Origin of the sequence: Enterobacter sp. MGH 37 (genome assembly GCF_000534515.1) — a bacterium.
Taxonomy (GTDB): domain Bacteria; phylum Pseudomonadota; class Gammaproteobacteria; order Enterobacterales; family Enterobacteriaceae; genus Enterobacter; species Enterobacter kobei.
In genome coordinates, this window is record NZ_KI973206.1 from 1,748,791 (window position 1) to 1,768,102 (window position 19,312).

Here is a 19,312-nt window from a genome sequence, read left to right on the forward strand (position 1 = left end):
CGGGCGGTGATTAGTCGCCGAGTGTCGCCACCATGACCGCTTTAATGGTATGCATGCGGTTTTCTGCTTCATCAAAGACGATAGAGTTCGGGGATTCGAAGACCTCTTCCGTCACCTCCAGCCCTTTCAGGCCATAGGCCATTTCGATTTCGCGGCCCACTTTGGTGTGCTCGTTGTGAAACGCCGGCAGGCAGTGCATGAACTTGACGTTCGGGTTGCCGGTGGCTTTCATGACGTCCGCGTTAATTTGATACGGCTTCATCAGGCTGACGCGTTCGGCCCACGCCTCTTTCGGCTCGCCCATGGAGACCCACACGTCGGTGTAGAGGAAATCCGTCCCGCGCACGCCTTCTTCCACGTCGTCGGTCAGGGTGATGCGCGCGCCCGTTTCTTTCGCGATGGCACGGCACTGCTCAACCAGACCCGCTTCCGGCCAGAAGGATTTCGGTGCCACCAGGCGGATGTCCATCCCCATTTTGGCCGCGCCGACCATCAGGGAGTTGCCCATGTTGTTGCGTGCGTCGCCGAGATAAGCAAAGCTTAGCTCCGGCAGGGTTTTGCTCGGGGCGTGCTCCAGCATGGTCATCAGATCGGCGAGGATCTGCGTCGGATGGAATTCGTCGGTCAGGCCGTTCCACACCGGTACGCCCGCGTATTCACCCAGCTCTTCAACAATCGCCTGGCCGTAGCCGCGGTATTCGATACCGTCATACATACGCCCCAACACGCGGGCGGTGTCTTTCATCGACTCTTTATGGCCGATCTGCGATCCGCTTGGGCCGAGATAGGTCACCTGCGCACCCTGGTCAAACGCGCCCACTTCGAAGGCGCAGCGGGTGCGGGTGGAGGTTTTTTCAAAGATCAGGGCGATGTTTTTGCCGACCAGGGTTTGCTTTTCGCGTCCGGCTTTTTTGGCCGCTTTCAGCTCGATGGCGAGGTCGATCAGGTACTGGATCTCCGCCGGGGTGTAGTCCAGCAGTTTCAGGAAGTTGCGGTTTTTCAGGTTGATGGTCATATGGGAAATCCTTTTTAAATGTATGTTCAGTTACGAATCAACGTGCCTTTCTCGCCCGCCAGAATCTCTGCCCCATCGGCCAGCGCGCCGATTCCGGCAATGCCGTTGCAGGCTTCAACAAACTCGCGGCAGGCGGCCACTTTCGGCCCCATCGATCCGGCGTCAAACTGCATGCCTCTGAGCAGTTCTGGCGTCACCTGCGCCAGCGGGCGCTGGGTCGGTTTTCCCCAGTCGAGGTACACCGCGTCGGCATCGGTGAGGATCAGCAGGGCGTCGGCCTCAATCTGGCGCGCCAGCAGGGCGGCGGAGAGGTCTTTATCGATCACCGCCTCAATGCCGTGATAGCCGTTGGCGTTTTCCACCACCGGCACGCCGCCGCCGCCGTTGCAGATCACCAGGTGGTCGCGCTGGATCAGCGCCGTGATGGCGTCGCTCTCGACGATGCGTTTCGGCTGCGGTGACGGCACCACGCGACGGAAGTAGCTGCCGTCGGCCTTAAACACCCAGCCTTTTTCCGCGGCCAGCGTTTTTGCCTGGGCTTCGCTGTACACCGGGCCGATGTATTTGGTCGGGTTGCTGAACGCCGGGTCGGCGGCGTCCACTTCCACTTGCGTAAGCAGGACGCTCACCTCACGCTGCGGCAGGTTGTTTTTCAGCGCCTGCTGGAGCATGTAGCCGATCATCCCCTGGCTTTCGGCACCAAGAACGTCCAGTGGGTAAGGGGTCACTTTGTCGTAGGCGCTGTTCTGCAGCGCCAGCAGCCCGACCTGTGGACCGTTGCCGTGGACCAGCACCACGCGCCACTGCGCCGTGAGCCCGGCGATGGTGCGGGCGGCCTGCTCAATGTTCTGGCGCTGGATCTCGGCTTCCAGCGGCTCGCCGCGCTTCAGCAGCGCGTTGCCGCCAAGGGCCACAACCAGAGTGGGTTTTCGTTCCATGATGGCTCCTTTAAATTCCGTCGCGTTCCAGTGGGCAGCTCATGCAGCGTGCGCCGCCGCGGCCGCGTCCCAGCTCATCGCCCGGGATGGGCAGCACGGTGATGCCGGCTTTGTCGTACTTCTCGTTAGTCCAGACGTTGCGCTCGTAGCCAATCACCACGCCGGGACGGATGGTCAGAACGTTGTTGGCGTCGTTCCACTGTTCGCGTTCGGCTTCAAAGGCGTCGCCGCCGGTGGTGATCAGGCGCACCTGGTTAATGCCGAGCGCTTTCTCGATGGCGTGCAGCAGGTCGGTTTCCTGGGTACGTTGCAGACCGCCGCGCCCGTCCGGGGTGAGCGTCCAGCACTGGGCGTCTTTGCGCACCACTTCCGGGTAGACGGAGAAAGTGTCCACGTCGATGTGGGTCATCACGGTGTCGAGGTGCATGCAGGAGCGATGTTTTGGCAGCTCAACGGCGATCACGCGCTCGGCCTGGCGGTGTTTGAACAGGCTGTTGGCGAGGAACTCCACGCCCTGCGGCGTCGTGCGTTCGGACATGCCGATCAATACCGCCCCGCGACCAATCACTAATACGTCGCCGCCTTCCAGGGTAGCGTGGTCGTAATTAATATTTTCGTCGCCGAAATACTTAATAAAATCGCCGTCGGCAAATGCCGGATGCCAGCGATATATTGCCCGAAGGTTATTGGTTTCACGCTGACGGGCGGGTTTAGCCATCGGGTTAATGGACACGCCGTTATAAATCCAGCAGGAAGTGTCGCGGGTAAATAAATGGTTCGGCAGCGGCTTCATAATAAAGTCATTGGCCGTGTGGGTATCTACCACCATATTTTTGATGGCCGCCGGAATTTCGCCGTAGGTTAATCCGCCGCTTAATCTGCGCGCCAGTTCACGGTGCGGCATGTCCGCCAGCCAGCCGCGCACGTCGCCCGCAAAGGTAGGTCCGAGGCGATAGTCCGAGATTTGCGTCTCCAGCAGCCAGGCTTTCGCTTCAGTAATATCAAGCGTTTGTGTCAGGAGGTCGGTTAACAGCAGGACTTCCACACCCTGCTCGCGCAGCGTGTTTGCGAAGATATCATGCTCTTCACCCGCCCGTTCAACCGAGAGCACATCATCGAAAAGCAGTTCCTGACAATTCGATGGCGTTAAACGTTTCAGACTTAAATTTGGGCGGTGCAGCATAACGCTACGCAATTGACCAATTTCAGAACCGACGTAATGCTTTTCCATAATTATTCCTTTAACTGTTTTTCAGAATAAAAAGGGCATGCGCCATGTGATGTGTTTAATTTCATGGCGGCTAAGCTCAATTGATTTCGTGGTTCATACTAGGCGGTTAAATAATCATTATTGTGATGCAGTTCACGCGAAAATGGATATTAAGGTGTTTGTTTTCATTTGCATGATTCGCATCAGATAATGATTAATTTCATATTATTGATACGTGAATAGCTAAGCAGCATTCGGTGGCAATATTTGTATTTGTTATTATTTTGTAGAATTTAATGTTTCGAAATAATTAGTTATATCATTGATTTTAAAAGTTAAAATTTGGTGTCTGGAATAGCTATGCAATAATGGCAGTTAACTATTTTTGACTTAAGGAAAATCCATAAATAATTATGGGGTTATAAAGGAAATTATTAAAGTGATAAAATGTGATACGGCAGCAGGTTTTGTGATTTACGCTTTCGATTCAGGAGGTTATGTTGGCGCTATGACGCGCGCGAAATGAGGTTATGCATAACCGCTGCATAATTGCCTGTGTGTGATTAACAGTGAATTAACACCTTTCCCGATAAACATGCGCTCGCGCAAAGGTCACAGAAAAAGGACTGGTATGGCAGCGCGAACTCTCGTATAAAAGACAAAAATGAAACGTTGTTTTACATTGAGGGTTTTCTCATGATCATCGGCAACATCCACCATCTCCAGCCCTGGCTGCCTGACGAACTGCGCCAGGCCATTGACTATATAAAGCGCCACGTCACCGACGCCACGCCGCCCGGCAAGCATGATATCGATGGCAACACTCTGTTTTATCTGGTCTCGGAAGACATGACTCAGCCGTTTGCTGAACGCCGCGCCGAGTTTCATGCGCGCTATCTGGACATCCAGATCGTGATGAAGGGTCAGGAAGGGATGACCTTCAGCACCCTGCCGCACGGTACGCCGGATACCGACTGGCTGGCGGACAAAGACATCGCGTTCCTGCCGGAAGGCGAGCAGGAGAAAACCGTGGTGCTGAGCGAAGGGGATTTTGTGGTGTTCTGGCCTGGCGAAGTCCATAAGCCGCTGTGCGCGGTGGGGGCGCCTGCCAGGGTGCGAAAAGTCGTGGTGAAAATGCTGATTGAATAACTCCATTAACCCCGGTAGGGAGTAAAAGTCCCCTCTCCCTGTGGGAGAGGGTTAGGGTGAGGGCAACAGACCGCACCCTTTAATCTGTGATCCAGCTTAAATTTCCCGCACTCCCTCCTCATCTCCCATTTACCTGCGCTTTTTCTGCGTCATAGTATGATCGTTAAATTAATGAACGCTGTTCTATAATGTAGAACAAAATGATTCAGCAAGGAGATCTCATGCCGCAGCCTGTGTTGTTTACGGGAATCATTCCCCCTGTCTCCACCATTTTTACCGCCGATGGCCAGCTCGATAAGCATGGCACCGCCGCGCTGATCGACGATCTGATCGCCGCAGGCGTTGATGGCCTGTTCTTCCTTGGCAGCGGCGGCGAATTCTCCCAGCTCAACGCCGAAGAGCGTAAAACCATTGCCCGATTTGCTATCGATCATGTCGATCGTCGCGTGCCGGTTCTGATCGGCACCGGCGGCACCAACGCCCGGGAAACCATTGAACTGAGCCAGCACGCGCAGCAGGCGGGCGCGGACGGCATCGTGGTCATCAACCCCTACTACTGGAAAGTCTCGGAAGCGAACCTGATTCGCTATTTCGAACAGGTGGCCGACAGCGTCACGCTGCCGGTGATGCTCTATAACTTCCCGGCGCTGACCGGGCAGGATCTCACGCCAGCGCTGGTGAAAACCCTCGCCGACTCGCGCAGCAACATCGTAGGCATTAAAGACACCATCGACTCCGTCGCCCATCTGCGCAGCATGATCCACACCGTCAAAGCGGCCCACCCGCACTTCACCGTGCTGTGTGGCTACGACGACCATCTGTTTAATACCCTGCTGCTCGGCGGCGACGGGGCGATTTCGGCGAGCGGCAACTTTGCGCCGCAGGTGTCGGTAAATCTTCTGAAAGCCTGGCGCGATAAGGACGTGGCGAAAGCGGCTGAGTATCATCAGACCTTGCTGCAAATCCCGCAGCTGTATCAGCTGGATACGCCGTTCGTGAACGTCATTAAAGAGGCGATTGTACTTTGCGGCCGCCCGATCTCCACGCACGTGCTGCCGCCCGCTTCACCGCTGGACGAGCCGCGCAAAGCGCAGCTGAAATCCCTGCTGCAACAGCTCAAGCTCTGCTGAGCCGGAAGATAACCATGACCATCGAGAAAATTTTCACCCCACAGGACGATGCGTTTTATGCGGTGATCACCCACGCGGCGGGGCCGCAGGGCGCGCTGCCGCTGACCCCGCAAATGCTGATGGAATCCCCCAGCGGCAACCTGTTCGGCATGACGCAAAACGCCGGGATGGGCTGGGACGCCAACAGGCTGACCGGCAAAGAGGTGCTGATCATCGGTACCCAGGGCGGCATCCGCGCCGGGGACGGACGCCCGGTTGCGCTGGGCTACCACACCGGGCACTGGGAAATTGGCATGCAGATGCAGGCGGCGGCGAAGGAGATCACCCGCAACGGTGGGATCCCGTTCGCGGCCTTCGTCAGCGACCCGTGCGACGGGCGCTCTCAGGGCACGCACGGCATGTTCGACTCCCTGCCGTACCGCAACGACGCGGCGATCGTATTTCGTCGTCTGATCCGCTCCCTGCCGACGCGCCGGGCGGTGATCGGCGTGGCAACCTGCGATAAAGGGCTGCCTGCGACCATGATCGCGCTGGCCGCCATGCACGATCTGCCGACCATTCTGGTGCCGGGCGGCGCGACGCTGCCGCCGACCGTGGGTGAAGATGCGGGCAAGGTGCAGACCATTGGCGCGCGCTTTGCCAACCACGAGCTGTCGTTGCAGGAGGCCGCCGAGCTGGGCTGTCGCGCCTGCGCGTCGCCGGGCGGCGGGTGTCAGTTTCTCGGCACGGCGGGCACCTCTCAGGTGGTCGCGGAAGCGCTGGGTCTGGCACTGCCTCACTCCGCGCTGGCACCGTCCGGGCAGGCGGTGTGGCTCGAGATCGCCCGCCAGTCGGCGCGGGCGGTGAGCGAGCTGGATAACCGCGGCATCACCACGCGCGATATCCTTACCGATAAGGCCATCGAAAACGCCATGGTGCTCCACGCGGCGTTCGGCGGTTCCACCAATTTACTGCTGCACATACCGGCCATCGCCCACGCGGCGGGCTGCACCCTTCCTGACGTCGCGCACTGGACGCGCATCAACCGTAAAGTTCCGCGCCTGGTAAGCGTGCTGCCCAACGGTCCGGACTACCATCCGACCGTGCGCGCGTTCCTGGCAGGCGGCGTGCCGGAGGTGATGCTCCACCTGCGCGATCTCGGCCTGCTGCATCTGGATGCCATGACCGTGACCGGCCAGACGGTGGGCGAGAACCTCGACTGGTGGCAGGCCTCGGAACGTCGGGCGCGCTTCCGTCAGTGCCTGCGCGAGCAGGACGGCGTCGATCCGGATGACGTGATCCTGCCGCCCGAGAAGGCCAAAGCGAAAGGGCTGACCTCAACGGTCTGCTTCCCGACGGGCAACATTGCGCCGGAAGGATCGGTGATCAAGGCCACGGCGATCGACCCGTCGGTGGTCGGTGACGATGGCGTTTACCGCCACACCGGCCGGGCGCGGGTGTTTGTCTCAGAAGCGCAGGCGATTAAGGCCATCAAGCGGGAAGAGATTCAGCAGGGCGATATCATGGTGGTTATCGGCGGCGGGCCGTCCGGCACCGGCATGGAAGAGACCTACCAGCTCACCTCCGCGCTGAAGCATATCTCGTGGGGCAAAACGGTGTCGCTGATTACCGATGCGCGCTTCTCGGGCGTGTCGACGGGCGCCTGCTTCGGGCACGTGTCGCCGGAGGCGCTGGCGGGCGGGCCGATCGGCAAATTGCGCGATAACGACATCATTGAGATTGCCGTGGATCGTATGACCCTGACGGGCAGCGTGAACTTTATCGGCACGGCGGACACCCCGCTGACGCCGGAAGAGGGCGCGCGCGAGCTGGCACGGCGGCAGACGCATCCGGACCTGCACGCCCACGACTTTTTGCCGGACGATACGCGGCTATGGGCAGCATTGCAGTCGGTGAGCGGTGGCACCTGGAAAGGCTGTATTTATGACACCGATAAAATTATTGAGGTAATTAACGCCGGTAAAAAAGCGCTCGGCATTTAATTATTTCCAGGAAAAAACGTCTGCGGAAAATATTCCGCGGACGGTTTTCGCGTTTCTGTAATTTATTAATTTAAACAATCATTTGCGATATATCGTTGGCGTCACAAAAGCAAAATAACATAATTCAGAAATAAGATATGACCATTGCTGGTTAATTGAACAGCTCATTACACTCCATTAACACGATATTGTTATTCAGCACACGACATAAGGGTGTAATTCTGATGACGCAATTAACCATGAAAGACAAAATTGGCTACGGGCTGGGTGACACCGCCTGCGGCTTCGTCTGGCAGGCCACAATGTTTCTGCTGGCCTATTTCTATACCGACGTCTTCGGCCTGTCAGCGGGCATTATGGGCACGCTGTTTTTGGTCTCCCGCGTGCTCGACGCCGTCACCGACCCGCTGATGGGGCTGCTGGTTGACCGCACCCGCACGCGGCACGGCCAGTTCCGCCCGTTCCTGCTGTGGGGCGCGATTCCGTTCGGCATCGTCTGCGTACTGACCTTCTACACGCCGGACTTCTCGGCGCAGGGCAAAATCATCTACGCCTGCGTGACCTACATTCTCCTGACCCTGGTCTACACCTTCGTTAACGTGCCGTACTGCGCCATGCCGGGCGTCATCACCGCTGACCCGAAAGAGCGTCACGCCCTGCAATCCTGGCGTTTCTTCCTGGCGGCGGCGGGTTCGCTCGCCATCAGCGGCATTGCCCTGCCGCTGGTGAGCATCATCGGCAAAGGGGACGAGCAGGTGGGCTATTTCGGCGCCATGTGCGTGCTGGGGCTGAGCGGCGTGGTGCTGCTCTACGTCTGCTTCTTTACCACCAAAGAGCGTTACACCTTTGAGGTGCAGCCGGGCTCGTCGGTGGCAAAAGATCTCAGGCTGCTGTTCGGCAACGGCCAGTGGCGCATTATGTGTGCCTTTAAGATGATGGCGACCTGTTCCAACGTGGTGCGCGGCGGGGCGACCCTCTACTTCGTCAAATACGTGATGGATCACCCGGAGCTGGCGACCCAGTTTTTACTCTATGGCAGCCTCGCCACCATGTTCGGCTCGCTCTGCTCCTCCCGCCTGCTGGGCCGCTTTGACCGCGTCACCGCCTTCAAGTGGATCATCGTCGCCTACTCGCTGATCAGCCTGCTGATTTTCGTCACCCCGGCGGAGCATATCGCCCTGATTTTCGCCCTCAACATTCTGTTCCTGTTCGTCTTTAACACCACCACGCCGCTCCAGTGGCTCATGGCCTCTGACGTGGTGGATTACGAGGAGAGCCGCAACGGGCGCCGCCTCGACGGGCTGGTGTTCTCCACCTACCTGTTCAGCCTGAAGATTGGCCTGGCGATTGGCGGGGCGGTAGTGGGCTGGATCCTGGCGTACGTCAACTACTCCGCCAGCAGCAGCGTGCAGCCGGTTGAGGTGCTGACCACCATCAAAATTCTGTTCTGCGTGGTGCCGGTAGTGCTCTACGCGGGCATGTTCATCATGCTGTCGTTCTACAAACTCACCGACGCCCGCGTGGAGGCCATCAGCCAGCAGCTGATCAAGCACCGCGCGGCCCAGGGTGAAGCCGTTCCCGACGCCGCGACAGCCGCATCTCATTAACCGGAGGCACTATGGAAATCACGAACCCCATTCTGACCGGATTCAACCCGGACCCGTCCCTCTGCCGCCAGGGCGAGGACTACTACATCGCCACCTCGACCTTCGAGTGGTTTCCGGGCGTGCGTATCTACCACTCCCGCGACCTGAAAAACTGGTCGCTGGTCAGCACCCCGCTGGACCGCGTGTCGATGCTGGACATGAAGGGCAACCCGGACTCCGGCGGCATCTGGGCGCCGTGCCTGAGCTACGCCGACGGCAAATTCTGGCTGCTCTATACCGACGTGAAAATCGTCGACTCGCCGTGGAAAAACGGCCGCAATTTCCTCGTCACCGCGCCGTCCATTGAGGGGCCGTGGAGCGAGCCGATCCCGATGGGCAACGGCGGGTTCGACCCGTCCCTGTTCCACGACGACGATGGCCGCAAATATTACCTTTACCGCCCGTGGGGGCCGCGCCACCACAGCAACCCGCACAACACCATCGTGATGCAGGAGTTCGATCCGCAGACCGGCACCCTCTCGCCGGAGCGTAAGACGCTGTTTACCGGCACGCCGCTCTGCTACACCGAAGGTGCGCACCTGTATCGCCACGCAGGATGGTACTACCTGATGGTTGCCGAAGGCGGCACCAGCTACGAACACGCCGTCGTGGTGCTGCGTTCAAAAACGATCGACGGGCCGTACGAGCTGCACCCGGACGTGACGATGATGACCAGCTGGCACCTGCCGGAGAACCCGCTGCAGAAGAGCGGCCACGGTTCGCTGCTGCAGACCCACACGGGGGAATGGTATATGGCCTACCTCACCAGCCGCCCGCTGCGCCTGCCCGGCGTGCCGCTGCTGGCCTCCGGCGGGCGCGGCTACTGCCCGCTGGGGCGCGAGACCGGCATCGCCCGTATTGAGTGGCGCGACGGCTGGCCGTATGTCGAAGGTGGTAAGCACGCGTAGCTGACCGTGAAAGGTCCGCAGATTGCCGAGCAGCCCGCTGCCGTTCAGCACAGCTGGCGGGACGATTTTGACGCCAGTTCGCTTGACCCGGAGCTGCAAACCCTGCGCATTCCGTTCGACGACACCCTCGGCTCGCTCACCGCGCGCCCCGGCTATTTACGGCTCTACGGCAACGACTCGCTTAACTCGACCTTCACCCAGTCGACCGTGGCGCGCCGCTGGCAGCACTTCACCTTCCGGGCGGAGACGCGGATGCAGTTCTCGCCGGTCCACTTCCAGCAGAGCGCGGGGCTGACCTGCTACTACAACAGCAAAAACTGGAGCTACTGCTTTGTGGACTACGAGGAGGGGCAGGGGAGAACCATAAAGGTGATCCAGCTCGACCACAACGTGCCGTCATGGCCGCTGCACGAGCAGCCGATTCCGGTGCCGGAGAGTGCGCAGAGCGTCTGGCTGCGCGTCGATGTGGATACGCTGGTCTATCGCTACAGCTACTCGTTCGACGGCGAGACGTGGCACACCGTGCCGGTAACCTATGAGGCGTGGAAACTGTCGGACGACTACATCGGCGGGCGCGGCTTCTTCACCGGCGCATTCGTGGGGCTGCACTGCGAGGACATCAGCGGTGACGGCTGCCACGCGGACTTCGACTACTTTACCTACGAGCCGCTGTAGCGGCTCAGGCCGGGTAGCCCAGCGCGCGTGAGAGCTGGAGCCCGGCCTGCTGAAGCTGCTCGCGGAAATTAGCCAGCTCGGCGTCGTCCACGCGCGAGGTCAACGTCGACAGGCTCAGGGCGGCAATCACGCGTGACTCGTGGTTCCACACCGGCACCGCCACGCAGCGCACGCCCTGCTCGTTCTCTTCGCTGTCCAGGGCGTAGCCTTGTTCGCGGGTTTTTTTCAGCGCATCCACCAACGCTTCGCGGGTGGCAAGAGTAGAAGGGGTAAAGGTGGTGTACTGATAGCCCTCCAGCAGGGCGTTCAGCTCGGCCTCGCCCAGCCAGGCAATCAACACCTTGCCGATGGCGGTGGCATGAACCGGCAGGCGACGGCCAATGCGCGAATAGGCGATGGCGGCCAGCTTGCCTTCAATCTTCTCGATATAGACCCCTTCACGCCCGTCCAGGATCCCCAGATGGGTGGTCTGCCCGGTCCGCCGGGAAAGATCCATCAGCCAGCCTTTTGCCTTCTGACGAATATCCATTGAGCCCACGACGAAATGACCGCGCTCGACCAGCTTCATGCCGAGGCGATATTTACCGTTCTCCGGGTTCTGATCGATATAGCCGTGAAGCTGCAGGGTTTTCAGCAGCGAATGGAGGGTACTTTTGCTCAGCCCCATCAGTTTGCTGATGTCGGTGATCTTAAGCTCGGTGGCCTGCTCGTTGAACAGGTCGAGGATCTGCAACGCACGTTCAACAGACTGAATAATCGGCATAATGCTGGCATGTCCACGCTGGAATTAAGGCGAAAACGTACCTTTTTTGGGGTGAAAAATCAATTGAGCAGGCCTGATTTGCCCGGCGGCGCTTCGCTTGCACGGGCCTACGGGTTTTGTAGGCCGGGTAAGCGCAGCGTCACCCGGCAAGAAGAGCGCACCGAATAAAAATGTGGGAGAGAGGATCACTCCCCAAGCGTCGCCACCATCACCGCCTTAATCGTATGCATCCGGTTTTCTGCCTGGTCGAACACGATGCTCGCCGCCGACTCAAACACCTCGTCCGTCACCTCCATCCCGCCGTGCAGATCGAACTCCTTCGCCATCTGCTTGCCGAGCGTGGTCTGGTCGTCATGGAACGCCGGCAGACAGTGCAGGAACTTGACGTTCGGGTTGCCGGTCAGCGCCATCATCTGCGCGTTCACCTGATACCCGCGCAGCAGCGCAATCCGCTCCGCCCACTTCTCTTTGGCTTCGCCCATCGACACCCACACGTCGGTATAGATAAAGTCCGCGCCCTTCACGCCGGCCGCCACGTCTTCCGTCAGGGTGATTTTGCCGCCGTGCTTCTCTGCCAGCGCGCTGCACTCCGCTACCAGGCTCTCTTCCGGCCAGCAGGCTTTCGGGGCCACCAGACGCAGATCCAGCCCGGTCAGCGCCGCCGCTTCCAGCATCGAGTTGCCCATGTTGTTGCGCGCATCGCCCGCGTAGACCAGCGTCATCTCGTTAAACGCTTTGCCCGGCAGGTGCTCCTGCATGGTCAGCAGGTCCGCCAGCAGCTGCGTCGGGTGAAACTCGTTGGTCAGGCCGTTCCACACCGGCACGCCCGCATATTGTGCCAGCGTTTCGACCACGTCCTGGCCGTGGCCGCGATACTGAATGCCGTCGTACATCCGCCCGAGCACCCGTGCGGTGTCCTTAATTGACTCTTTATGCCCAATCTGGCTGCCGCTCGGCCCTAAATAAGTGACGCGTGCGCCCTGGTCAAATGCGGCAACTTCGAAAGAGCATCGTGTACGGGTCGAGTCTTTTTCGAAGATGAGCGCGATGTTTTTACCAGTAAGCTTTTGTACTTCCTTGCCCTTTTTTTTATCGGCTTTGAGCTGTGCGGCAAGAGTCAGCAGAGAAGTGAACTGTGCAGGGGTAAAGTCGAGCAATTTCAGAAAGTGTTTCTTGTACAAATCGGACATTTTATCCTCGCCTGGCGAACGCCACTTATTGAATTAAAATTCACTTTATATGTGTAATTATTCATTTGCAACCCCGTTTCACAATTCTTTCTTACAAAGGTGGAGGCAAACCCGTCCGTGTGTGAAAATAGAAGTATCTGCCGCACTTTAAAGAGGATTGAGCCATGGCAAACCCGGAACACCTGGAAGAGCAACGCGAAGAGACGCGTCTGATTATTGAAGAGCTGCTGGAAGACGGTAGCGATCCGGACGCGCTGTACACCATCGAGCACCATTTCTCTGCGGATGATTTCGACGCGCTGGAAAAAATGGCGGTGGAAGCCTTCAAGCTGGGTTACGAAGTGACCGAGCCGGAAGAGCTGGAAGTGGAAGAGGGCGACACCGTCATCTGCTGCGACATCCTGAGCGAGGGCGCGCTGAAGGCGGAGCTTATCGACGCGCAGGTGGAACAGCTGATGAACCTGGCCGAGAAGTTTGAGGTGGAGTACGACGGCTGGGGCACCTACTTCGAAGATCCGAACGGTGAAGACGGCGAAGAAGGCGACGACGAAGATTACGTCGACGAAGACGACGACGGCGTGCGTCACTAAGCGTTTCAGGCGGTGGCGCGCGCCACCGCTTTTTCAAGGCAGAACCATGGATTACCCGCAGATACTCGCCCCCGTACTCAACTTCCTTCAGTGCCCGACCCCGCAAGCATGGATTGATAAAGCCCGCGACCCGGCAAATCTGCCGCTGCTGCTCACCGACCACATGGTGTGCGAGCTCAAGGCCGCCCAGACCGCGCTATTACTGGTTCGTAAATACGTCGCCGACGAAAGCGGTGCCGACGCGCTGCTCGACTGGCTCAAACCCTACGAACTGTTCACCTTCCGCGACGGCCCGGAGCCGGACTTTATTGCCCTGCACAAGCAGATTGGCAAAAGCGTGATGCCCAAAACCGACGACCCGTGGGGCCAGGCGCTCATCGACAGCATGGTGCTGCTGATTAAAGAGGAGCTGCACCACTTCTGGCAGGTGCGCGAGGCGATGCTGGCCCGCGACATTCCGTACGTCAAAATCACCGCCAGCCGCTACGCCAAAGGGATGCTTAAAGAAGTGCGCACCCACGAACCCCTGACGCTGATCGACAAACTCATCTGCGGCGCCTACATCGAAGCCCGCTCCTGCGAACGCTTCGCCGCGCTGGCCCCGTTCCTCGAGGACGACCTGCAAAAGTTTTATCTCTCGCTGCTGCGCTCGGAAGCGCGCCACTATCAGGACTACCTGACGCTGGCCCAACAGGTGAGCGACGACGATATCTCACCGCGCATACAGCATTTTGGCGAAATTGAAGCCACACTTATCTCGACACCGGACCACGAGTTTCGCTTCCACAGCGGCGTGCCGGTGTAAACCGGCATAACGCAAGGATAAGGATGCGAGATGAATAAAACGTGGACCCGTATTGTGATTGTCGTCGTCGCGGCCGCCGCCGTGGCGTTCTGGGTGTTCTTCGACAGGCAGCGCGCGCCGGAACAGCAGATGGATGCTGCCCTTAACGCGATGCCCGCCTGGCAGGTGATTAAGGAGCAGGAGCCTGCGCTGCATCAGCGTATTCTCGACCAGATGGCCGCCCTGCAAAAAGCGGGCGAGCCGGAGCAGCAGATTATCGACACCATCCAGCCGCAGATCCTGCATCTGCAGATGTCGCGCCTGCAAAACGCCCCGGACGCCAACGTGGTGAACTACATGACCATCAACATGGAGCAGACCGCCGCCATCCAGAAGGTGAGCGACGACGCCTGCTTCCGCTTCCTCTACCCGATGGTGAAGGGCGGCGTGAACCCGATGCGCATGCTGGATAAAGACCTGATGGCGCGGCGCATGCAGGCCGACGCCGATATGATGCGCGCGGCCTACGGCAAAAACCGCCACACCGTGACCCCGGCCGAGCGCGAGGCGGCTGTCGAGGATGTGCGGCCGATTATGAAGCAACTTGCCGATAAGTACGGCGAGGACATCCAGCTGCTGCAGATGCCGGAGAAGGCGGCGGGCAAAGAAAAGCTCTCATGCGATATGGTGCAGGAGATGTGGGCGAAGGTGCTGGCGCTGCCGGAGCAGAAGGCGGCAGGGGTGATTCGGCTGGCGGTATCTGAGCTGGAGTGACCAAGGGCGCTGGTTTTTTGGGCACTTAGCGCGGGTTTCGCGCGTCGTCGCTTGCATGGCGGCGCGCGACAGGTATAATCCACAACGTTTCCGCATCCCCTTCAGTGCCGAAGTGGCGAAATCGGTAGACGCAGTTGATTCAAAATCAACCGTAGAAATACGTGCCGGTTCGAGTCCGGCCTTCGGCACCAAAAGATGCAAATCAAAGTCGCTTAAGGGCGGCTTTTTTTGTGTCTGAAACCCGTGGAACATGAGGGATGTGTAATACTAAAGGTTGATCATTAATGGCAGTGCTTTAATTTTCGTTCTAGGTACTAAAAAACAAAAAAATAAATAGTTGTGTGTTGCATATAAGAAAGTAAAAATTAAAATCTTTAAATTTAATATCTAACTATAGCTGATGATATCTATCTATGAAGCAATAGAATAGGAGGTTAGTTAACATGGCAGGATATTAATCACTTAGCGTCATAAGCCTGATTTTTAAATAATTAATGATTAATTCCAGTGCGTCATTAGGAGAAATAAACAATAATTCCAATTCCAATTCCAATTCCAATTCCAATTCCAATTCCAATTCCAATTCCAATTCCAATTCCAATTCCAATTCCAATTGCAATGAAAGCGAATATCTAACAATTTTCCGAATGGAGCTTATAGTCCATAGTTAACAGTTAATATTAAGACAATAAAAATAAGCGCACGTTTAACTGTAAAGAACATTTTTATAGATTTTGATTTTAGTTTTTATGATTTATATCTTTTTACTTTAAAAGAGAACAATAATTGATAGTGAAATAGTGAAATAGTGATATGGAAAATAAGTGTTCTGAGCCTGATATTGCTTCCATTCAGGCTCGAGTTTTTATTTTATTCAGCAATTAGTAGATAGACTAAACGTGTCAGGATGAGCGGCTATGCCATGGTCTAAAAAAGAACATAATTGTTGCGCTAAAGCCTTTGCTAAGATTGGTGGCACAGCATTGCCTATCTGCTGATATTGAGAATCCTTAACTCCATAGAATACAAAACTGTCTGGGAAAGTTTGTAAGCGAGCGGCTTCACGGATACTCAATGCTCGATCATGAATGGGATGAATCCACATTGATTTCCTAACATTAACTACTGTCCCGGAAGGCTCATTATATTTGAGTCGTAAATAGATTGTATTTTGTGTTCGTGAGCTATCAGAATAAGTAGTCTTAAGTTCTAATGGCAAATCATGGAAATTACAGCCCTGCTGAATCTTTTTAAATCGTTCTAAGGCATGTGGTGTCGTTTCGGTAGAAACATGATTATAAAGGATTTTTGAATTACGAAGCTGTTGTCCTAACTCGCTAATAGGTTCTTCAATAACTGGAAGCTCAATTCCGATACTACCATCTTTAACAGTGGTAGCAACTTTAATATTATCTATGTCCTTTATGGCATCTTTAACAGTCCTGAATTGTTTTTCAGAGAAACGACCTTCCGGTAAGCTAATGCTTTTTGCAATGCATTTTTTTATTCCCATAATAACAAAGCGCATACGCTTTTGTGGGGCGCCGAAATGAGCTGCAGACAAAACACCTTTGGTGATGTTATAACCGCTATCTACAGAACCAAGTATTGACTCAACATAATCAACAACTGCCATAGACGTCACAATAGCGGTTAAGCCATTTTTTATAGAATATTCTTTTACAACAATATTATTACAATGAATCTCCATGGCTTTAGACAACATTCTTTGGATCATAACAACTGGTTCAATTGTTGTGCATAAAAGATTTGTATGCTTAATTTCATTGGTATTATTGAAATACTGATTTATGACCATCCCTGCAAGAAAATTATAGTGAACAATAGGGTCGTGCAAACTGGTTTTTTTCTCATTTATCAGTTTTTCTGCTAGAGAAAGTAATTTTTTTTTATGTTTTTCTAAAGCTAATTTCAGCTTGTCTTGGTTTTTTCTGACTTTATAAATAACGTTAAAAGTAAAATAATCTTTTTCATTCCATAAATATTTTTCTATTTTTTCTTTGTAGCGCACTACATCTATAGCCCCGTCAAAAAGGAATGGCTTATCAAGTAATGAGATCTCAGCAGTCTCCGTCTCGATATTATATTTCTTTATGATATGTTGATCATTCTCATCAACATAAAACCGATGGACTTTCGATTGCAGAAGGCTAACGTTTTCCATAACAAAGGCTTTTGGATGTAAATTGAGAACAGCCTGAACGAATTTTTTCACAAGCGAATTATTCTGACTGATCGCATGATTTTTTTGGCGGTTTGCGCTTGAAAATCCTTGGCAAGGTGGTCCTCCGATCACAACATCGACTTGACCAAGTTCTGCTTTAATTGTATCTGAAAGAGCATATTCAACGTCGCTATACATAACCACGTTGTTACCGTGGTTATGTTGATAAGTTTGCCGCGCACTAGCATTCAACTCGAATGCTGCTTTAACCGAGAATCTCCCAGTCTGCAGAAAACCATAGCTGAGTCCGCCAGCACCAGCGAACAAATCTACTATGCTGTATTTCGATGTTGATGTAACTTGTTCGCTCATAAACGAGTCCAAATTTTCCTAATGACTTTAACTGTATGAAACATAAATAGTTGAGCATATAAAATGCGGTTACCTAATTTTCTCACCTTTGCGTCTTCTTTTCAATGAATTTATCGATGGTTAGAAATTATATTCATATTTACTGGCTGTATCGGTAATTTATTTCGAAATCTTAGTCATTCAGTTCTGTTAAGCAACTTTCCATTTCGTCAGAAAGGTCATAAGGAATGCTCAAAACACTCCTCCAGCATTCTTCCCGCTTACACCATTGAGTAACGTTTTCTACACCGCGTGATGCATCAGTGAGCTTGTAGTAAACGATTTCAGATAACTCGATTAAAGCTTTCTCAATAGGATGAGGTATGGATTGTCTTGCCCAGATAGCAATTAAATCAAGCTCATGAGTCTTGAATTTTTTTTGTATTAATTTGTGCAGGAAAGCAATTGTGTATGTAATAATATTAGCGCGGTATCCTTGTGAGTACCATCCTTGATGTGGTATCATTTTCTCCATATATTTAAACATTAGAATTAAAGCGACTGTTTCCTGGAAATATTTATTATCTAACTTTGCAACCTCCTTTTGGTTACTCCATTCCTTAGTCATTTTATCAGCGAATTTCGTAAAATTTGTTTGTGCACCACGACTGACTATATATGGAAAGCCTGCCCAGGTATTGCGCACCTTAGCAAGATCGGTTTTAGTAATTAATTGGTTTTTGGGGTTCTGTAGGAGGAATGTTTTTTTCTCCGTCCGAGTTAAACGCATTTGTTTTTGAAGATACTGCCCTCTTGCCCTTTCATAAAACCACTTTGTATCAAATTGGGCATTTTCATTTGCTCTTGCATAAAGGCGTTGTGAGCATCGCTCCATCCAAATATGAAATGGATGTGTTGAAAAGAAGTCTGCATCGCTTACCTTATTTTGACTATTGGATGAGCGAGAAATATCCTGAATAAGTTGTGTGGCTTTGTCCTCCGAAATTTGTTCAATTACCGTGAGTTTCATTTGAACAAACACTTCGCTTAAATCATGTTTGTCTTTATGTCGTGTATTTGAGAGAGATGCAGTGGTTTGCCCTCCATTGATTATTTGAAAATCATTCGCAAGTACTAGCCGTTGCCCTTCTTGAGTTTTCTCAATTAAGACATTCATTGCAGTAGCTGAAATTCCATTGTTATATGCAAAAAATCTTTCTGGAGTTTCGATTATTGTGGAACGTATTTTTTTATTAACTGCGACTTTAGTAGATAAAAATGAGCGAACGTTTCCCTCCAAAAGCAGGCTACCATACTGGTCATATACATCAGCTAAAACTTCTCCAGGTATAATACAAAGATAACTTTTGAAATCTTTTGTCGATGTCTCACTTGCATTTAGGCAGGGAATTCCATTTGGCGTATACTCTTTAAAGTTAATCTCAACTACATGCCTGCCTGAATCAGACGCACACATATTGAATAAACGTTCAATGTCCCAAATTTCACACTCAGTAGGAATTCCATTAATAGTATCAGATTCAATTTTTTTTATGTTTGTTCTTATTACTGAATTTGAAAAAATAAGTAAGCGATATTTACGTATTTCATTTTTGTTTTCTTTAATAAGATCAGCCAAGTCCCAACATGGTCTGCTCATTTCTAAGCTATGACTGAAAAAGTTATTTTGTGCTTCGTATACGAAGTTCATTATAAGATTTTGTAACTGTTTTGCTTTTTTTTTCGATAGAAGCTGTTCACTCTGAGAACCATCATAATCCGCGATTATAAGATTCATTGTTTTATCGAATTCATCATATGCATAACCATCAATACGTAGTTTCCTGTTATGCTTACCAAGACCTTCAAAATAACAGGCTGAGAAATCAGGCAAAAACTCACCCTCTTGTAAATAATTCGCGAAAGTAGACACAAAAGTAGCACATGTTCCATCCCCTGTTACAGCTGCACTGACTTTTATTTCTTCTAAAAAATCTATCCTAAATTCATTGGCGTCCATTT

15 protein-coding genes, 1 tRNA gene and 1 pseudogene are annotated in these 19,312 nt (G+C 53.6%); 9 read left to right on the forward strand and 8 right to left on the reverse strand.

The features are described from left to right. Nucleotides 1–10: 10 nt before the first annotated feature. From argF (L383_RS03045) to arcA, 3 genes are read right to left on the reverse strand one after another with little or no spacing between them, the layout of a single operon-like run. On the reverse strand, nucleotides 11–1,015 hold the full coding sequence (gene argF / locus L383_RS03045; protein WP_023331902.1) for an ornithine carbamoyltransferase: 1,005 nt from the start codon (nucleotides 1,013–1,015) through the stop codon (nucleotides 11–13). Nucleotides 1,016–1,041: 26 nt separating this feature from the next. Then, a complete protein-coding gene (arcC, locus tag L383_RS03040) occupies nucleotides 1,042–1,953 on the reverse strand; it encodes a carbamate kinase (RefSeq protein ID WP_023331903.1) in 912 nt (303 codons plus the stop codon). A gap of 10 nt (nucleotides 1,954–1,963) precedes the next feature. Continuing rightward, on the reverse strand, nucleotides 1,964–3,184 hold the full coding sequence (arcA, locus tag L383_RS03035) for an arginine deiminase (RefSeq protein ID WP_014882312.1): 1,221 nt from the start codon (nucleotides 3,182–3,184) through the stop codon (nucleotides 1,964–1,966). Nucleotides 3,185–3,859: 675 nt separating this feature from the next. Between arcA and L383_RS03030 the strand changes: the two genes are divergently transcribed. From L383_RS03030 to L383_RS0124320, 5 genes and pseudogenes are all read left to right on the forward strand, one after another. Further along, nucleotides 3,860–4,312 (forward strand): YhcH/YjgK/YiaL family protein, encoded by a 453-nt coding sequence (locus L383_RS03030; protein WP_023331904.1) that lies wholly within the window; start codon nucleotides 3,860–3,862, stop codon nucleotides 4,310–4,312. Between the two features lie 221 nt (nucleotides 4,313–4,533). After that, nucleotides 4,534–5,442, forward strand: a complete 909-nt coding sequence (gene yagE / locus L383_RS03025; RefSeq protein ID WP_023331905.1) for a 2-keto-3-deoxygluconate aldolase — start codon at nucleotides 4,534–4,536, stop codon at nucleotides 5,440–5,442. 14 nt (nucleotides 5,443–5,456) lie between these two features. Continuing rightward, entirely contained in the window at nucleotides 5,457–7,424 is a 1,968-nt protein-coding gene (yagF, locus tag L383_RS03020) for a xylonate dehydratase YagF (protein WP_014882315.1), read from the forward strand. A 224-nt stretch (nucleotides 7,425–7,648) separates the two neighbouring features. Further along, nucleotides 7,649–9,031, forward strand: coding sequence for an MFS transporter (locus L383_RS03015; protein ID WP_023331906.1), 1,383 nt, complete (start codon nucleotides 7,649–7,651; stop codon nucleotides 9,029–9,031). Between the two features lie 11 nt (nucleotides 9,032–9,042). After that, nucleotides 9,043–10,653: pseudogene (locus tag L383_RS0124320) on the forward strand (glycoside hydrolase family 43 protein). Between the two features lie 4 nt (nucleotides 10,654–10,657). Here L383_RS0124320 and xynR read toward each other — a convergent pair. From xynR to L383_RS26220, 3 genes are all read right to left on the reverse strand, one after another. Next, on the reverse strand, nucleotides 10,658–11,416 hold the full coding sequence (xynR, locus tag L383_RS03010; RefSeq protein ID WP_023331909.1) for a DNA-binding transcriptional repressor XynR: 759 nt from the start codon (nucleotides 11,414–11,416) through the stop codon (nucleotides 10,658–10,660). A 185-nt stretch (nucleotides 11,417–11,601) separates the two neighbouring features. Then, complete coding sequence (gene argF / locus L383_RS03005; protein WP_023331910.1) at nucleotides 11,602–12,606, reverse strand: ornithine carbamoyltransferase; 1,005 nt, start codon at nucleotides 12,604–12,606, stop codon at nucleotides 11,602–11,604. Beyond that, nucleotides 12,576–12,671 carry a putative translational regulatory protein ArgL gene (locus L383_RS26220; protein WP_213014371.1) on the reverse strand — a complete coding sequence of 32 codons (96 nt, stop codon included), beginning with the start codon at nucleotides 12,669–12,671 and terminating at the stop codon, nucleotides 12,576–12,578. Before L383_RS26220 ends, argF (L383_RS03005) begins: the two co-directional genes overlap by 31 nt. Before the next feature lie 99 nt (nucleotides 12,672–12,770). Here L383_RS26220 and rraB point away from each other — a divergent pair, with 99 nt between their 5' ends. The 4 genes from rraB (at nucleotide 12,771) to L383_RS02985 (ending at nucleotide 14,945) form a co-directional block, all read left to right on the forward strand. After that, nucleotides 12,771–13,196, forward strand: coding sequence for a ribonuclease E inhibitor RraB (rraB, locus tag L383_RS03000; protein WP_014882320.1), 426 nt, complete (start codon nucleotides 12,771–12,773; stop codon nucleotides 13,194–13,196). Nucleotides 13,197–13,242: 46 nt separating this feature from the next. Next, on the forward strand, nucleotides 13,243–14,001 hold the full coding sequence (gene miaE, locus L383_RS02995; RefSeq protein WP_023331911.1) for a tRNA isopentenyl-2-thiomethyl-A-37 hydroxylase MiaE: 759 nt from the start codon (nucleotides 13,243–13,245) through the stop codon (nucleotides 13,999–14,001). 30 nt (nucleotides 14,002–14,031) lie between these two features. Further along, nucleotides 14,032–14,754, forward strand: coding sequence for a hypothetical protein (locus L383_RS02990; protein WP_023331912.1), 723 nt, complete (start codon nucleotides 14,032–14,034; stop codon nucleotides 14,752–14,754). A 106-nt stretch (nucleotides 14,755–14,860) separates the two neighbouring features. Beyond that, nucleotides 14,861–14,945: transfer RNA gene (locus tag L383_RS02985), tRNA-Leu, on the forward strand. 683 nt (nucleotides 14,946–15,628) lie between these two features. On the opposite strand, the gene L383_RS02980 is transcribed toward L383_RS02985, so the two are convergent. Both L383_RS02980 and L383_RS02975 read right to left on the reverse strand, forming a co-directional pair. Beyond that, complete coding sequence (locus L383_RS02980) at nucleotides 15,629–17,311, reverse strand: DNA cytosine methyltransferase (protein ID WP_023331913.1); 1,683 nt, start codon at nucleotides 17,309–17,311, stop codon at nucleotides 15,629–15,631. A 172-nt stretch (nucleotides 17,312–17,483) separates the two neighbouring features. Continuing rightward, on the reverse strand, nucleotides 17,484–19,310 hold the full coding sequence (locus L383_RS02975) for an AIPR family protein (RefSeq protein WP_023331914.1): 1,827 nt from the start codon (nucleotides 19,308–19,310) through the stop codon (nucleotides 17,484–17,486). Nucleotides 19,311–19,312 lie beyond the last annotated feature (2 nt).

Coding starts and splice junctions, on each gene's coding strand:
- L383_RS02980 (WP_023331913.1), bottom strand. CDS start 17,311: ATGAGCGAACAAGTTACATCAACATCGAAATACAGCATAGTAGATTTG.
- L383_RS03015 (WP_023331906.1), top strand. CDS start 7,649: ATGACGCAATTAACCATGAAAGACAAAATTGGCTACGGGCTGGGTGAC.
- L383_RS02990 (WP_023331912.1), top strand. CDS start 14,032: ATGAATAAAACGTGGACCCGTATTGTGATTGTCGTCGTCGCGGCCGCC.
- L383_RS26220 (WP_213014371.1), bottom strand. CDS start 12,671: ATGAATAATTACACATATAAAGTGAATTTTAATTCAATAAGTGGCGTT.
- xynR (WP_023331909.1), bottom strand. CDS start 11,416: ATGCCGATTATTCAGTCTGTTGAACGTGCGTTGCAGATCCTCGACCTG.
- argF (WP_023331910.1), bottom strand. CDS start 12,606: ATGTCCGATTTGTACAAGAAACACTTTCTGAAATTGCTCGACTTTACC.
- yagF (WP_014882315.1), top strand. CDS start 5,457: ATGACCATCGAGAAAATTTTCACCCCACAGGACGATGCGTTTTATGCG.
- arcC (WP_023331903.1), bottom strand. CDS start 1,953: ATGGAACGAAAACCCACTCTGGTTGTGGCCCTTGGCGGCAACGCGCTG.
- L383_RS03030 (WP_023331904.1), top strand. CDS start 3,860: ATGATCATCGGCAACATCCACCATCTCCAGCCCTGGCTGCCTGACGAA.
- rraB (WP_014882320.1), top strand. CDS start 12,771: ATGGCAAACCCGGAACACCTGGAAGAGCAACGCGAAGAGACGCGTCTG.
- L383_RS02975 (WP_023331914.1), bottom strand. CDS start 19,310: ATGGACGCCAATGAATTTAGGATAGATTTTTTAGAAGAAATAAAAGTC.
- miaE (WP_023331911.1), top strand. CDS start 13,243: ATGGATTACCCGCAGATACTCGCCCCCGTACTCAACTTCCTTCAGTGC.
- argF (WP_023331902.1), bottom strand. CDS start 1,015: ATGACCATCAACCTGAAAAACCGCAACTTCCTGAAACTGCTGGACTAC.
- arcA (WP_014882312.1), bottom strand. CDS start 3,184: ATGGAAAAGCATTACGTCGGTTCTGAAATTGGTCAATTGCGTAGCGTT.
- yagE (WP_023331905.1), top strand. CDS start 4,534: ATGCCGCAGCCTGTGTTGTTTACGGGAATCATTCCCCCTGTCTCCACC.